Annotated in this window: 14 protein-coding genes; all 14 read right to left on the bottom strand. The window is 41.7% G+C overall.

The features are described 5' to 3' along the window. Positions 1 to 126: 126 nt before the first annotated feature. The 14 genes from G576_RS0100955 to G576_RS0100890 all read right to left on the bottom strand — a co-directional run bounded on the left by G576_RS0100955 (position 127) and on the right by G576_RS0100890 (position 13926). Positions 127 to 2664: a M1 family metallopeptidase gene (locus G576_RS0100955; RefSeq protein ID WP_027972960.1), complete on the bottom strand. Its 2538-nt coding sequence runs from the start codon at positions 2662 to 2664 to the stop codon at positions 127 to 129. A gap of 141 nt (positions 2665 to 2805) precedes the next feature. Beyond that, a complete protein-coding gene (phoU, locus tag G576_RS0100950) occupies positions 2806 to 3459 on the bottom strand; it encodes a phosphate signaling complex protein PhoU (protein WP_027972959.1) in 654 nt (217 codons plus the stop codon). A gap of 29 nt (positions 3460 to 3488) precedes the next feature. Further along, on the bottom strand, positions 3489 to 4247 hold the full coding sequence (gene pstB, locus G576_RS0100945; RefSeq protein WP_027972958.1) for a phosphate ABC transporter ATP-binding protein PstB: 759 nt from the start codon (positions 4245 to 4247) through the stop codon (positions 3489 to 3491). Positions 4248 to 4256: 9 nt separating this feature from the next. After that, on the bottom strand, positions 4257 to 5060 hold the full coding sequence (gene pstB / locus G576_RS0100940) for a phosphate ABC transporter ATP-binding protein PstB (RefSeq protein ID WP_027972957.1): 804 nt from the start codon (positions 5058 to 5060) through the stop codon (positions 4257 to 4259). Between the two features lie 11 nt (positions 5061 to 5071). After that, the gene (gene pstA / locus G576_RS0100935) at positions 5072 to 5959 is read right to left on the bottom strand and encodes a phosphate ABC transporter permease PstA (RefSeq protein WP_027972956.1); all 888 of its coding nucleotides are present in this window, start codon (positions 5957 to 5959) and stop codon (positions 5072 to 5074) included. Further along, positions 5949 to 6866 carry a phosphate ABC transporter permease subunit PstC gene (pstC, locus tag G576_RS0100930; protein WP_027972955.1) on the bottom strand — a complete coding sequence of 306 codons (918 nt, stop codon included), beginning with the start codon at positions 6864 to 6866 and terminating at the stop codon, positions 5949 to 5951. Before pstC ends, pstA begins: the two co-directional genes overlap by 11 nt. A gap of 1 nt (position 6867) precedes the next feature. Continuing rightward, positions 6868 to 7746, bottom strand: coding sequence for a phosphate ABC transporter substrate-binding protein PstS family protein (locus G576_RS0100925; RefSeq protein WP_027972954.1), 879 nt, complete (start codon positions 7744 to 7746; stop codon positions 6868 to 6870). Positions 7747 to 7861: 115 nt separating this feature from the next. Further along, a complete protein-coding gene (locus G576_RS0100920; protein ID WP_027972953.1) occupies positions 7862 to 9169 on the bottom strand; it encodes an RsmF rRNA methyltransferase first C-terminal domain-containing protein in 1308 nt (435 codons plus the stop codon). 63 nt (positions 9170 to 9232) lie between these two features. After that, the gene (locus G576_RS0100915) at positions 9233 to 10000 is read right to left on the bottom strand and encodes an inositol monophosphatase family protein (RefSeq protein ID WP_027972952.1); all 768 of its coding nucleotides are present in this window, start codon (positions 9998 to 10000) and stop codon (positions 9233 to 9235) included. Further along, positions 9990 to 10268: a UPF0223 family protein gene (locus tag G576_RS0100910; protein WP_027972951.1), complete on the bottom strand. Its 279-nt coding sequence runs from the start codon at positions 10266 to 10268 to the stop codon at positions 9990 to 9992. Before G576_RS0100910 ends, G576_RS0100915 begins: the two co-directional genes overlap by 11 nt. Next, entirely contained in the window at positions 10261 to 10674 is a 414-nt protein-coding gene (locus G576_RS0100905) for a Spx/MgsR family RNA polymerase-binding regulatory protein (protein ID WP_027972950.1), read from the bottom strand. Before G576_RS0100905 ends, G576_RS0100910 begins: the two co-directional genes overlap by 8 nt. Positions 10675 to 10754: 80 nt before the next feature. Beyond that, positions 10755 to 11675 carry a bifunctional riboflavin kinase/FAD synthetase gene (locus tag G576_RS0100900; RefSeq protein ID WP_027972949.1) on the bottom strand — a complete coding sequence of 307 codons (921 nt, stop codon included), beginning with the start codon at positions 11673 to 11675 and terminating at the stop codon, positions 10755 to 10757. Between the two features lies 1 nt (position 11676). Continuing rightward, positions 11677 to 12555 (bottom strand): tRNA pseudouridine(55) synthase TruB, encoded by an 879-nt coding sequence (truB, locus tag G576_RS0100895; RefSeq protein ID WP_027972948.1) that lies wholly within the window; start codon positions 12553 to 12555, stop codon positions 11677 to 11679. A 48-nt stretch (positions 12556 to 12603) separates the two neighbouring features. After that, positions 12604 to 13926, bottom strand: a complete 1323-nt coding sequence (locus tag G576_RS0100890; RefSeq protein ID WP_027972947.1) for a DUF438 domain-containing protein — start codon at positions 13924 to 13926, stop codon at positions 12604 to 12606. Position 13927 lies beyond the last annotated feature (1 nt).

Below are 13927 nucleotides of genomic sequence, written 5' to 3'. Positions count from 1 at the left end.
TCTTGAAAACTATTATAACACACTCGGATATTTCCCAGTAGCAAACCGTTAAAAAAATTCTCTAAAATTAATATACGCCACTTTCCTTAAAGTAATCAAAAAGACTAGTAAAAACTAGTCTTCAATTTAATATTTCAACAATTCTGCTACTACAGCTGCTTTATTGTCTGTCAACAGATTAATACGGGCAGCAATGTCTTTGATTCCCATTGAGATGTTGCGACTGAGCGCCATGTCTGTCAGTTGTGGCTCAAAGAATGCTTTATATTCTTTAAATCGTTCTTCTGTTTTGAAGATAGCTGCTGGAATGATGACAAAAGCGTCAAAGCTCATATCACCACCTAAAGCATTTTTAATCCACTCCCAGTCTTTACGTGCCCACTCCCAAACTCTTTCTTGGGCAAAAGGCTTGCGTAGGAAATTCATATACCAAGCAGATAAGTCTTGTGGTTTAATAATATCTTTATTTTCGAAAGCCGCCACAATAGTTTCAAGCATATCAGTTGATTTCGTTTCAGCAAGAGCAGCCACCAACTGACGTTTGAAGCTGGCATCAGTCGTTGACACATAGGTATCCATCAAAAGCTTTGTTAATTCAGACGTTTCAGCTTGCTTGACTTGGTTCGTCAGAACCTCAGCACGAATTGCAGCTGGAATCTTCTCGATATCATCTTTGTAATCATCGAAAATAGCTTTTGCTTTTTCAATAGCGTCAGCATTTTCAGCATAAAGCATACTTGAAATCGCGTATTGTCGAATAAATTCATCTTCGTCGGACTCACCTTCGGCCTTTTCAAAACCAAGACGGGCATAGTTCTTGCCAAAAACGTTTGCAGTAATCCTCTTCAAAGCCGCTTCTTCAGCACTCTCTTCATCAACGAAGCGTTTGAGACCCGTTAATACAAAAGCAACAGCATCGAGGACTGTATAATCAGTTTCTTCAGTCAAATTCGCCACTAGGCTAACTAAACTGCTGTACGAAAGCTCTCCAGCTTCTGCCAAGAGACGACGCTCCTGAATCACTTGCAACTTGGCAATCTTATCAAGATTTTCCCAATCTGCCATGATTGCGTCAAAAAGCTCTCCCTCATACTGAGTTAGGTAGTGTGCAGTGTTGTCTGTGTTCAAGCGTAGAGCACCATCATTTTGGGCGACAAGAGCGCTATAGTTCGGGATGCTAATGCTTTCTTCTGTCAAGGTGTCTGGCAAACCAATCCAATTACTGTTGAGTGGTACCTGCCAGAGGCGGTTCTTAGGTTCATTTTCACCAATAAAGAACTGTTTTTGTGAAATCGTCAACGTATCATTTTCAACTTTTACGGTCACAAGTGGATAGCCGGGCTGCTCCAACCATGAATCCATAAAAGCAGCAACGTTGCGCCCGGACGCCTCTGAAAGAGCACTCCAAAGGTCTCGACCGACGGTATTGCCATACTGATGACGCTCAAAATAGATTTTAAGCCCTGCTCGGAAAGCCTCATCACCCAACCAGCGACGGAGCATGTGCATGAGACGACTTCCCTTAGCATAAACGATGGCTGCATCAAATAGCGTGTTTATCTCATCAGGGTGATTGACTTCAACATGAACTGACTGAACACCGTCTGTAGCGTCACGTTTGAGAGCTGCTTGAACACCTGAGGTTTGGAAATCTTCAAAAATATTCCAATTTGGTTCTATTGCGTCAACTGCCACATATTCCATCATGTTGGCAAAGGATTCATTGAGCCAGAGGTCATCCCACCACTGCATTGTAACAAGGTTACCAAACCATTGGTGAGCCACTTCGTGAGCAATAACAAGAGCTACTTGCTGACGGCTTGAGACTGTTGAATTATCATCAACAAGCAGATAGACTTCGCGGTAAGTCACCAGTCCCCAGTTTTCCATAGCTCCCGCTGAGAAATCAGGCAGAGCAACATGGAGAGATTGTGGAATCGGGTAATGCACACCGAAATAATCTTCGTAGAATTCAATCACACGAACCGCAATATCCAAAGAAAAGTCAAGTTCGCTAGGTTTATGAGCAACAGTCGCATAGGACCCAACCAGAGTTCCATTTTTTGTGTAGGCTGTTTTTCCCTGCAACTGACCAAATGCAAAGGCTAAAAGATAAGATGACATGCGAGGTGTTGTAGCAAAAGTCCAAACACCTGTTTCCTGACGGCGATCAGCATTGATTTCGGGCATATTAGACAGAGCAAGGTCTCCATCTTCTTGGTCAAATTTCAATGAAAAATCAAATGTTGCTTTGGCTTCTGGCTCATCAATACATGGAAAGGCTTGACGAGCAAAGTGACTTTCAAACTGTGTTGAGATAATCTCTTTTTTCACCCCATCAACAATATAGTAGGAAGGGTAAATACCTGACATGTTATCCGTAATCACTCCTGAAAACTCAAGAACAAGGGTCAAACTGCCAGTCTCTGGTAGGTCAATATGCACCGCTTCATTTTCATCATCCATTTGAAAATTCAACTTTTCATTATCAAGCAAGACTGCAGTGATGGTTAAATCCTTCTGATGCAATGATATGTGGTTCTCTAAAGCTTCACCTGCAATGGCAACATTACCATTGAAAGTCTTACTTGGGCGGTCAATATCCAAAAAAAGATTATAATTTTCTGGAATAAACTTAGTAATTAAATGTTCTACTGACATAATATATATAAGGGAGGGTAAACTATTTTTCTCCCATGTTCAACGAGGCCAGCTCATTGAACACTCCTTTCATTTTTGAATAGTAACTACTCTATTTTGTCACAAAAAATGAGCAGGTTTAACCCACTCATTATATCACATTTTTTAGAGTTCAACAATTTTACCTGTCTTGAGGTACACGACCCACTCACAGATATTTTTAGCGTAATCACCAATACGTTCCAAATACATGATGACTTGGAAGTATTCCTTACCTGCAAAAACAGTATCGGGATTTTCACGAATACCATCAACTGCCATCGCTTGAATTTTCTTGAACATCTCATCAATGATTTCATCTGAGGCTGCGACTTCGTAAGCTTTTTCATCGTCACCAGACATATACACTTCAAGAGCGTCCTCAACCATATGTCTTACAACTTTCCCCATCTGACGAATTTCTTCTTCAACAGTTGGCAAACGTTCTTCGCCTTTCATGCGAATAGTTGCTTTAGCAATAGCAGTAGCATGGTCTCCCATGCGCTCCACATCACTTGAAGCTTTGAGAACCATGATAACGTTTCGAAGGTCAGTTGAAACGGGTTGTTGCAGAGCAATCATCTCCAAAGATTTTTTCTCTAGCTTGGTCTCGAATTCATTGACCACAACATCGCTTTCAATCACTTCTTTAGCCATGTCACGATCGTGAGTCACAAAGGCACGAACAGCATTGTGGATTTGCGCCAAGACTTCCGTTCCCATCGCATAAAATTGATTGTGAAGCTTTGATAATTCTTCTTCAAATTGTGCACGTAGCATTTAGTTTTCCTTTCATAAACTGTAAAAGTTTAACCGAATTTACCGGTAATGTAGTCTTCAGTTTCTTTATTTGCTGGACTAAGGAACATTTCTTTAGTCTTGTTATATTCAATCAAGCTACCATCTAAGAAGAAACCTGTTCGATCTGAGATACGAGAAGCTTGCTGCATTGAACGCGTCACAAGAAGCAAAGTATAGTTTTTCTTCAGCTCGTAGAGAGTGTCCTCAATTTTTCCGGCAGAGATTGGATCAAGTGCAGATGTTGGTTCGTCCATCAGAAGTATCTTAGGACTATTCGCTAGCACGCGAGCAATACAGACGCGTTGCTGCTGTCCGCCTGAAAGTCCTAGGGCTGAATCATGAAGTCTATCCTTGACCTCATCCCAGATAGAGGATCCAATCAGTGATTTCTCAACTGCTTCATCCAGCACCGCTCTATCCTTAACCCCCTTTAGACGAAGACCGTAAACTACATTTTCGTAGATTGACATAGGAAAGGGATTAGGTTGTTGGAAAACCATGCCGATTTCCTTACGAAGCTCAACTGCATCGGTACGCGGGCTATAAATGTTGTGACCATTATAGATGATTGAGCCAGTTAAAGTCCACTCAGGGTTAAGATCGCCCATGCGATTGATGGCACGAAGGAGTGTTGACTTTCCTGATCCAGACGGTCCAATCAGAGCGGTAATTTCATTTGGATAAAAATCCATGGTAACACTCTTCAGGGTTTTCTTTTTATTATAATAAACTGAAAGGTCTTTCACTTGTAATATAGGTTCTGTCATCATTTTCTCCTATCCAAAGTGTCCTGTAACATAGTCGTTGGTCGATTTGAGAGTCGCATTCTGGAAGATGTTTTTAGTTTTATCATACTCAATCAAATCTCCCAGATAGAAGAAAGCGGTGTAATCACTAGCACGAGCAGCCTGCTGCATGTTGTGAGTCACGATAATGATAGAGTAATTCTCTTTAAGATCAAACATAGTCTCCTCTAGCTGCATTGTTGCAATCGGATCAAGGTTAGACGCTGGTTCATCCATGAGCAAAATATCCGGTTTAACCGCAATTGCTCGAGCAATACAGAGCTTCTGCTGCTGACCACCTGAGAGTGTGAAAGCAGACTTATGTAATTTATCTTTAACTTGATCCCAAAGCGCAGCTTGTTTTAAAGAAGTTTCAACGATTTCATCAAGGACTTTCTTATCGCGTAGACCAGCACGTTCATGAGCAAAGGTGATGTTATTGTAGATAGATTTTGCAAAAGGATTTGGACGTTGGAAAACCATACCGATGTGCTTACGCATCTCATAAACATTGATTTCCGGCGCGTTTACGTCAATCCCTTGATACATAATTTCGCCTGTTACCTTTGCGATATCTATAGTGTCATTCATACGATTAAGGCTTCGGAGAAAAGTTGATTTTCCACACCCTGATGGGCCGATAAGAGCCGTAATTTTATTTTTCTCGAACTGCATATCAATTCCCTTGATAGCTTCCTTTTGACCATAATAAACGTGAAGGTCTTTGGTCGCAAGGATAGTCTTTTCTTCTGGGAAGGTCATGATATGGCGTTCATCCCAATTGTATTCTGTCATGTAATCTCCTTTTATTCAGCAGAGGTCAATTTTGCATGGAGGAATTTTCCAAGACGACGTGCAGCCAGGTTGAAAATCAAGATGAAAATCAAGAGCACTGCAGCTGAACCCGCCGATACAAGTGTTCCATCAGGAATGGTTCCTTCTGAATTGACTTTCCAGATATGAACAGCTAGTGTTTCTGCTTGGCGAAATGGTGAAATTGGACTTGATACACTAAGCGGATTCCAGTTGCTCCAGTCCATAGCTGGCGCTGACTGACCTGCTGTGTATATCAGGGCTGCTGCCTCACCAAAAATGCGCCCAGAAGCAAGTACAATACCTGTAACGATACCTGGTAAAGCTTCGGGAATTACAACGTGAGCAACAGTTTCCCAGCGTGAAATACCAAGAGCTAGACCAGCTTCACGTTGCGTGTGATGGACCGTACGCAAGCTATCTTCCACCGTACGAGTCATCTGGGGAAGATTAAAGACCGTAAGGGCAAGGGCACCTGAGATGATGGAGAAACCATACTCAAACTGTACAACAAAGATTAAGTAACCAAAGAGACCGACAACCACTGATGGAAGTGACGACAAAATCTCAATACAAGTACGAATGAAATTTGTCAAGCGTCCCTTTTTAGCGTACTCAGCAAGATAAATCCCAGCTCCCATAGACAATGGCACTGAAATAATCAGTGTGATAACCAATAGGAAGAAAGAATTGTAAAGCTGAATCCCTATACCACCACCAGCCTTATAAGATGATGACTTGCCAGTCAGGAAGTCCCATGAGATATGAGGAACACCGCGGAGCAAGATGTAAAGAATGAGCGACGCCAGAATGGTGACGATGATACCAGCAATGGCATAAAGAACACCTGTCGCTAATTTATCCATTTTTTTAGCGTGCATAATTTCTCTTTCTCTCTCTCGTAATAAATTTAACTAACATATTAAAGGCAAGGCTCATGAGGAGCAAGACCAAAGCCAGTGACCAAAGAACATTATTTTGAACAGTTCCCATGACTGTATTACCGATTCCCATGGTAAGGACAGAGGTAAGAGTCGCGGCTGGTGTTGTTAGCGACGTTGGAATAACAGCTGAGTTACCTACCACCATTTGAATAGCCAGAGCTTCACCAAAGGCACGTGCCATTCCGAAGATGACGGCAGTAAAGATACCTGGACGAGCAGCATTTAAGGTCACACGCCAGATAGTTTGCCATCTAGTGGCTCCCATAGCAAGACTGGCTTCACGATAGTGACGAGGCACCGCGCGAAGGGTGTCTGTTGTCATAAAGGTTACTGTCGGTAAAATCATAACAAAGAGAACAAAAACCCCTGACAGGATACCAAAACCAGTACCACCAAAGAGTGAACGTACAAAAGGTACAACCACTTGAAGACCGATAAAACCATAAACAACCGATGGAATACCTACCAAAAGTTCAACAGCTGGTTGCAGGATTTTGGCACCATATTTTGGCGAAATTTCAGTCATGAAAACGGCCGCTCCAATGGCAAATGGTGTTGCAATCAAGGCTGACAAAATGGTAACGATGAATGAACCCATAATCATAGGCAGAGCTCCAAATTCATCTTGGCTTGGATTCCAAGTACCACTAAAAAGGAAGGTTGACAAACTCACCCCGTCAACGAAGAATGTTGACAACCCTTTTTGTGCTACAAAAATCAATATCATAGCAACGATGAAAACAATCAGAGCCAAGCACATGAAGGTGATGGTTCGACCAAATTTTTCTAATCGTGAATTTTTTGAAGGCGACAAGAGTTTTTTGGCTAATTCTTCATTTTTCATATCAGTCCTCCTTCTCCGTAACAACACCATCTGCTGATTTGGTAACTTTCATATCATTGATAGAAATATAGCCCATACTTTCAACAATACCTTCTTGAACCTCATTTGAAACCATGTAATCCAAAAATTCTTTGGTCAGATTAGTCGCATCACCATTGGTGTACATGTGTTCATAGGACCAAATTGGCCAATCATTGGTTGACACATTTTCAGGTGTTGGGGCAAAGCCATTTAATTTTAAGGTGCTGGCAGAGTCATCCATATAAGCAAAAGCTAGGTAAGAAATTGCTCCAGGCGTCTGCGCTACAATCGATTTAACCATACCATTGGAATCTTGTTCCTGACTCTGCTTGGCTGATTGACCACCCATAATGACGTCATCAAAAGTTGCGCGAGAACCTGACGAGGCTGCACGGTTGATGATGGTGATTTCCAAATCATCTCCACCCACTTCTTTCCAGTTGGAAATTTCGCCAGTAAAAATCTGACGCAGTTGCTCTGTCGTCAAATTATCAACAGTGACTTTTTTATTAACGATAACAGCCAAACCAGCTACTGCTACTTGGTGATCAACAAGGGCTGACGCGTCAATTCCGTCCTTCTCCTCAGCAAACACATCCGAGTTACCAATATCAACCGCACCTGATTGAACTTGGGAAAGTCCAGTACCAGAACCACCACCTTGGACATTTACAGATTTTCCAATATGAGTTGAACCAAATTCATCTGCCGCTGCTTCAACGAGTGGTTGTAATGCTGTTGACCCCACCGCAGTGATAGATTCACCACGATCTATCCAGCTAGAACATGCTGAGAGGGTAACACTTGACAAGCCTATTAGGGCAAGGACTTGCCACTTAGATTTTTTCTTATTTGTCATTGTTTTTCCTTTTCATTTTTTCTGAAAACAACTGTGGAGTTGCGCTCCAATTACATGATAACACATGAAAAGTCATGCTATCCAGAAGAATGTTTAAAATTGTATTCCATAACACTTAGACATTAAAACGTAGACCTTTGGGAAAGTAATTTTTCAAAGTTCTTCCGACAACCTTACCAAAGCCCATGCCATTGCCTTCTATGACGACTTGATACCACCCATTTGGTAAGTTTTCAGATAAATTGATGGTATTTCCAGCTACATAAAACTCAAACTGTTCTATATCAATTTTTACAAACTGTTCTACATCATCGGGTGAAAGAGCTAACCCCAGTGCAAAAGATGGTTCAAAACGCTTCTTCTTGAAGGTCCCCAAAAACAGGCCATTGCGAGCAATTTTTATCCCTTTCATATCAGGTAGCTCTTTGGGTAAGAGATAAAGATTATCTCCAAAGGTTTGCAAAGTTCCTGATAACTGGATTTTTATATGCTTTTGGGCAAAATCTTGCCAGAGTTGCACTTGCTCGCGTGTTAGATTTGATTTTGGACTTTTAACTTTTTTTGACTCTGGTTTGCGCCTATCGCGAAGGTGTGCCACAAACTGTCCCTCCCCTTTGAAATGGTGGGGATACATGCGAGCCGCCTCAGGCATGTCAATCCCCTCAAGCATGCCATTAAGTTTGGGGATGTCAATCAACTCCATATCATATTCAGCAAGTAGCCATTTGACAACTTCTTCATTTTCTTCAGGTGCCCAAGTACAGGTGGAATAAACCAAACGTCCGCCTGGTGTCAGCATCTTCATTGCATCTCTTAGAATAGATTTTTGCAAATCAGCACATTCTGCTGGGTAAGACTCATGCCAGTATTGAGTGGCTTGGTGATCCTTACGGAACATTCCCTCACCAGAGCAAGGCCCATCAAAGACAATGACATCAAAGTAAGCTTCAAAAACTCTTGCTAAACGGTCTGCAGACTCATTAGTTACCACAACATTTCTGGCTCCGAAGCGTTCGATATTTTCTACTAAAATCTTACTGCGCTTGGTAGAGATTTCATTGCTGACCAATAGACCTGTATTTTGCAAATAGCTGAGCAGGTGAGTAGATTTGCCGCCTGGGGCTGCAGCAAGGTCAAGCACTCGCATGCCTTTTTCGGGTGCAGCAACTTGGCCAACCATCTGAGCAGCAGGTTCTTGGGAATAGACAAGTCCCGTGACATGCTCTGCACTTTTCCCAGAAACTTTTCCGTAATATCCCCAAGGTGTCTCAGGTATGGCATCTAAAAAAATTTTTTGACCGCTCTTGAGCGGGTTGAGGCGGTAAGCTGAAACAGGATCCCTCTCAAATGTTGCCAAAAACTCATCAACCTCATCCCCCAAGAGGTAGCCATATTTTTCGATAAATTTTTCAGGTAAATACATGCTACTATTATACTAAAATCAGTATATTTAAGCAAAAAAAATGAAACTGCCAAAGGTTCAGTTTCATTCTTTTGAACTTAATTGTGACTGAAGTTCTGTTTTATACTGACTTGGGAAAAAGACGACCATTTGACGGCTCTTAAAATCAACATCTCGTCCATCTAAACTCATCAATTCATAACCCAATGACTTGCCCATAATACTAGCAGCTACATAGTCCCAAGGGTAGACATTTGAAAAATAAGCCCAGAGTTGATTGGTCAGAACCTTTGCCATACTGAGCCCAGCACAACCGTAGTTTCTGATACCTAAAACATTTTTGAGTAACTCTGCCACATTGTGACTATTTTTCAGGAGCATTCCAGTATTACAAGCTACAATAGATTGATTAAGCGGCCGACCATCGAAGGCTGAGAGTTTCTCACCATTGCAAGTGACTGGAAAAATGCCACCTCCTGAGTAGAGTTTATCAGCCATGACATCATAAATCAATCCAAACTGTCCCACGCCATTTTCAAAATAGGAAAGCATGATGGCAAAATCAGATTTCTGCGTCACAAAGTTTAAGGTACCATCAATGGGATCAATTACCCAAATACGCCCTTCTGAAAGAGGGGACTGACAGCTCTCCTCCTCTGCTAAAAAACAATCTTCTGGGTACTTGTCTTTAATCTGTTGAATCAAAAAAGTCTGGATAGTCGTGTCAACCGAAGTCACTATATCATCTTGGCGAGTTTTTACTGTCACGTCAAAAACTTGATTCATTTGCTGAATAGCCAATGCACCAGCTTTTTTTATCAAAGTTTGTGCAAAGGAAAACTTATTTTCCAAGTGAAATCACGCCCTTCCCTTTGCTCTTTGCAGCCTGTACCGCCCGATAAGTCGAGTAGCCACTGCTAGCCTCAAATTCGCGGTCAATTTGTTTTTCTTGTGACTTGCTTTTGACAATATTTTTGAAAATGGCATAGCTTTCCAGTAATTTTTCAGCTTCTACCTTAGCCTCGTAGGCTAATTCTACTTGGTTCAAAAAAGAGAGCACTGAAGTTAGTTCATCAGTGCTCCAAGTCAAATCAAGTGGATAAGAATAACTCTTATGCATGTTTTCCCTCAATTTCTGCCCGAATAGTTGCTTGTCGCAACCCTTGTTTGCGGTAATCGCGCGGTAAAAAAGCACGGATTTCATCCTCATTAAAGCCAATCTGCATCCGTTTTTTATCCATGATGATAGGACGACGAAGAAGACTAGGATTTTCAGCAATCAACTTAATTAATTCAGAGACAGAAAGTTCATCTACATCAATATTAAGCTTTTGGAAAACCTTAGACCGTGTTGAAATGATATCTTCAGTCCCATTTTCAGTAAAAGATAAAATGTCTAACAATTCCTCACGTGTCAGAGGACTTGTGATAATGTTATGTTCGCGAAACTCAACGTCATGCTTTAATAACCATGCCCTCGCTTTACGACAACTGGTACAGCTAGGCGATAAATATAGGGTAATCATGTCAAAACCGCCTCTATCCTTAACTCTTTACACCATATTATACAAAATTTTAGGGTAAATTTCTAGACTTTTTTGATAATTTATGCCCAATTTATTGAAAATTCTTCATCTTTTTCCAGCTGAGTAATCAGGTCATCGATTCCTGAGAATTTCACCATTTCGCGAATTTTTGTCAACCAAAAAATTTCAATTTCCTCGCCGTAGATCTCGCCTTCAAAGTCAAAAATGTGAGCCTCAAGGCGCAACTCTGTTCCACCAAAGGTAACATTTTGACCGATTGAGGTCATGGCACGAAAACGCTGCCCCTTTACACAGACATCAGTGACGTAAACACCATCTGAGGGCAGGTAGGTTCTATCAATAGGAGCTAAATTTGCTGTCGGATAACCGATGGTACGGCCACGAGCATCTCCATGAACCACAATTCCCCGCGTTGAAAAGGTATAGCCCAGTAACTGGTTCGTCAGCTCCATATTGCCATTGACAATGGCTTCACGAATACGGCTGGATGAAATTTTCGCTCCCTGCAGTTGAACCTCTGCTACCGTATGAACCGTTGCTTTAGTATTTCGAGCTAGGTAGTCACTGTCTGTTTTGTTATGGCCAAATTGATAGTCAAAACCAACTACTATGTCTTGCGCTTGCAATTTTTCAACATAGTGACGAATAAAATCATCTGAGGAAGTCTTGGCAAAATCGCTAGTGAAATTAGTCAAATACAGTATATCAACCCCGTATTCTTCAAATTTTGCATAGCGCTTTTCGGGATAAGTCAGATGGAGCAAGAGATCAGGGGTAAAGCGTGCAAAGGTCAGTTTTGGTGATTCATAAAAGGTTAAAACACTAATGGAGATTTTTTTCTGCTCTGCTATTTTTTTTGCCTTATCAAAGAGGGCTTTATGCCCCAAATGAAGCCCGTCAAAATAGCCCAAGACCAAAACCGTGGGTGTGGGTTGGCTTGCCACCAAATCATGGTGGTCTTTTATGGTTACAATTTTCATCTTAAATCAATACTTTTCTAGGTTTAAAGAGGTCGTCGCGAGACTCCAGAACGGCAATCACCTTACCTTTGTGAAAACCTGCGATCAAGTCTGCGCTAGTCTCTAGAGCAACTCGACGACCAAAAGAAATCTCAGTTACTTCTTCCTCGGTCAACTCTACAGCTGGTAAATCGACAAGACCATACTCAATAGGGAGCATAAAGCTCCAATCATCTTCAGCTATTTTTTTTGTAATTTCTTCCAAAGTCAAGGCCGAGCTGAGTTCCAAACCGGCTGAAGCAGTTCTTTGGAGTGCCGACATATGACTAGCATATCCAAGCGCAGCACCCAAATCAACAGCTAAGGTACGCACATAAGTTCCCTTACTGCAAATCACACGAAATGCGAAAACAGCTTTGCCATTTTCCAAAGATACTGGAGATGTCCGAACAAACTCAGTAATTGTCACCTGACGTACTGGTCTTTCCACTTCTTGACCTGCGCGAGCATATTCGTAGAGCTTACGACCATTGACTTTAACCGCTGAATACATAGGAGGTATCTGTGTGATATTGCCGCCGAATCTGCCCATAGCTACATCAATCTCATCCTCGGTCAAGTCGGAAACTAATGTGGTCTTAACGACCTCACCCGAAGCATCCTCAGTCGTGGTCGAAAATCCGATGGTAATTTCTCCCTCATAGACCTTGCCAGCCTCAGTCATGTACTCGATAACACGAGTAGCCTTTCCCACAGCAATGGGCAAAACACCTGTCACATCGGGATCAAGTGTTCCCCCATGACCGATTTTTTTCTCTTTTAAAATTTTGCGGAGCTTAAAAACCGCATCGTGGCTAGTCATGCCTGCCTCTTTTTTTAAATTGATAATTCCTGAAATCATAAAGTCTATTATACAAAAAATCTCATCACTTGGCGAGATTTTAATTTATTAGCGAATTTCTCTCATGACGTCCCCGTCCAATTCAAAAAAATCTTGAATGTCTTGGACATATTCAAGGACGCCTTGAAAATCACCTTGTTCATCATGGATAGCTGCGTAGGTGACATGGACGAATTTCCCTAGACTTTCTGACTTGAACCACATAGTGATCTTATCTTTTTGTCCTGTGCGCAAGAGTTGGAAGATTTTCTTCACTTTGTCTAGAATTTTTGGAGGATGGCAGAGTTCTACGTGACGACCAATTTGCGATGGTGTGCGCTTGAAAATCATCTCCTCTGCAGGGACACTATCGTTATAGTATTGAAAAATGTCCTCCTTGTTGACAAAGGTGATTTCTAGTGGCAGATGGTTGAGAATGAGGTTAGCTTGGTCGACAGAGAGATAACCATTGCCGAAGGCTTGCTGTGTGTGTCTATCTACTTGAAGGTTCTTCTCTTTAGGGGTAAAGGTAATTGTGAAGGTTCCTTCAGATGTCTCGATGACTTGAACATTTGAGACATCTTTCACATCATCTGAGTCAGCACTGCTTTTCTCAAAAGACTCACGATATGGAAGCCAAGTAGTTGTTGGCTTGATAATGGCGTAACCATAAGTGTCACTCTCCGCAGCGATAGCCAGCCAATCATCCTGAGTAAAGGTTTCAAGTAAAATCATAAGAAGAATCGCTTCTTCCTTAAAAATCATTTCTTCAAACTCTTTAGCAAATTGTTCAAAATGATGAGCCACTTCTTCTATACCTGCTTCTGGAAATCGGTCAATCTGGAGCTTGAATCGCTTAAACAGGGCACGGATGTCATCGTCAACTCCCCACATAACCTTAGGTGGAGCATCATGCCCATAACGCTCAATAATTGGGAAAAAGAGCTTCTCTTTACGAACATAATGATTATCAAACTGCCCTAATAAGGCAACCTGATGGCGAAGCCCTTTAAGCAAGTCATCCTTAAACTCATTATTTTCTGGCTTAGCAACATTTTCAAGAATTCGACGAATTCGGAGCATAGCAGAGCGTAGCGCCAAATTTTCCTGCTTAAAGACATAGACAGGGTGTCCTTCTTGCTCAGCATCTGGCACCTCAACCTCTGAAATAGCCCCTTTAAAAAGATTAGCATGAACATTGCATAGACTCATCACGTCTTCAAAGGTGATTCCTGTGTCAGCTAACATCAATTCATGCTCCATCATGGAAATTTCCAAGGCTGATACGCCTTTAAAGTGTTTATCAAAACGAGCCTGAACACTTTCTGGAGTCGCACCATTGTGTAAGTCCAGAAGAATATCTTTTAAGATTTCAATGCGATTATCAGTCATG

It is taken from the genome of Streptococcus porci DSM 23759, assembly GCF_000423765.1.
In the GTDB taxonomy this organism is placed as follows: Bacteria; Bacillota; Bacilli; order Lactobacillales; family Streptococcaceae; genus Streptococcus; species Streptococcus porci.
This window is presented reverse-complemented; position numbering and strand designations above follow the sequence as displayed.

Coding starts and splice junctions, on each gene's coding strand:
- phoU (WP_027972959.1), bottom strand. CDS start 3,459: ATGCTACGTGCACAATTTGAAGAAGAATTATCAAAGCTTCACAATCAA.
- pstB (WP_027972958.1), bottom strand. CDS start 4,247: ATGACAGAACCTATATTACAAGTGAAAGACCTTTCAGTTTATTATAAT.
- pstB (WP_027972957.1), bottom strand. CDS start 5,060: ATGACAGAATACAATTGGGATGAACGCCATATCATGACCTTCCCAGAA.
- pstA (WP_027972956.1), bottom strand. CDS start 5,959: ATGCACGCTAAAAAAATGGATAAATTAGCGACAGGTGTTCTTTATGCC.
- pstC (WP_027972955.1), bottom strand. CDS start 6,866: ATGAAAAATGAAGAATTAGCCAAAAAACTCTTGTCGCCTTCAAAAAAT.
- G576_RS0100925 (WP_027972954.1), bottom strand. CDS start 7,746: ATGACAAATAAGAAAAAATCTAAGTGGCAAGTCCTTGCCCTAATAGGC.
- G576_RS0100920 (WP_027972953.1), bottom strand. CDS start 9,169: ATGTATTTACCTGAAAAATTTATCGAAAAATATGGCTACCTCTTGGGG.
- G576_RS0100910 (WP_027972951.1), bottom strand. CDS start 10,268: ATGCATAAGAGTTATTCTTATCCACTTGATTTGACTTGGAGCACTGAT.
- G576_RS0100905 (WP_027972950.1), bottom strand. CDS start 10,674: ATGATTACCCTATATTTATCGCCTAGCTGTACCAGTTGTCGTAAAGCG.
- G576_RS0100900 (WP_027972949.1), bottom strand. CDS start 11,675: ATGAAAATTGTAACCATAAAAGACCACCATGATTTGGTGGCAAGCCAA.
- truB (WP_027972948.1), bottom strand. CDS start 12,555: ATGATTTCAGGAATTATCAATTTAAAAAAAGAGGCAGGCATGACTAGC.
- G576_RS0100890 (WP_027972947.1), bottom strand. CDS start 13,926: ATGACTGATAATCGCATTGAAATCTTAAAAGATATTCTTCTGGACTTA.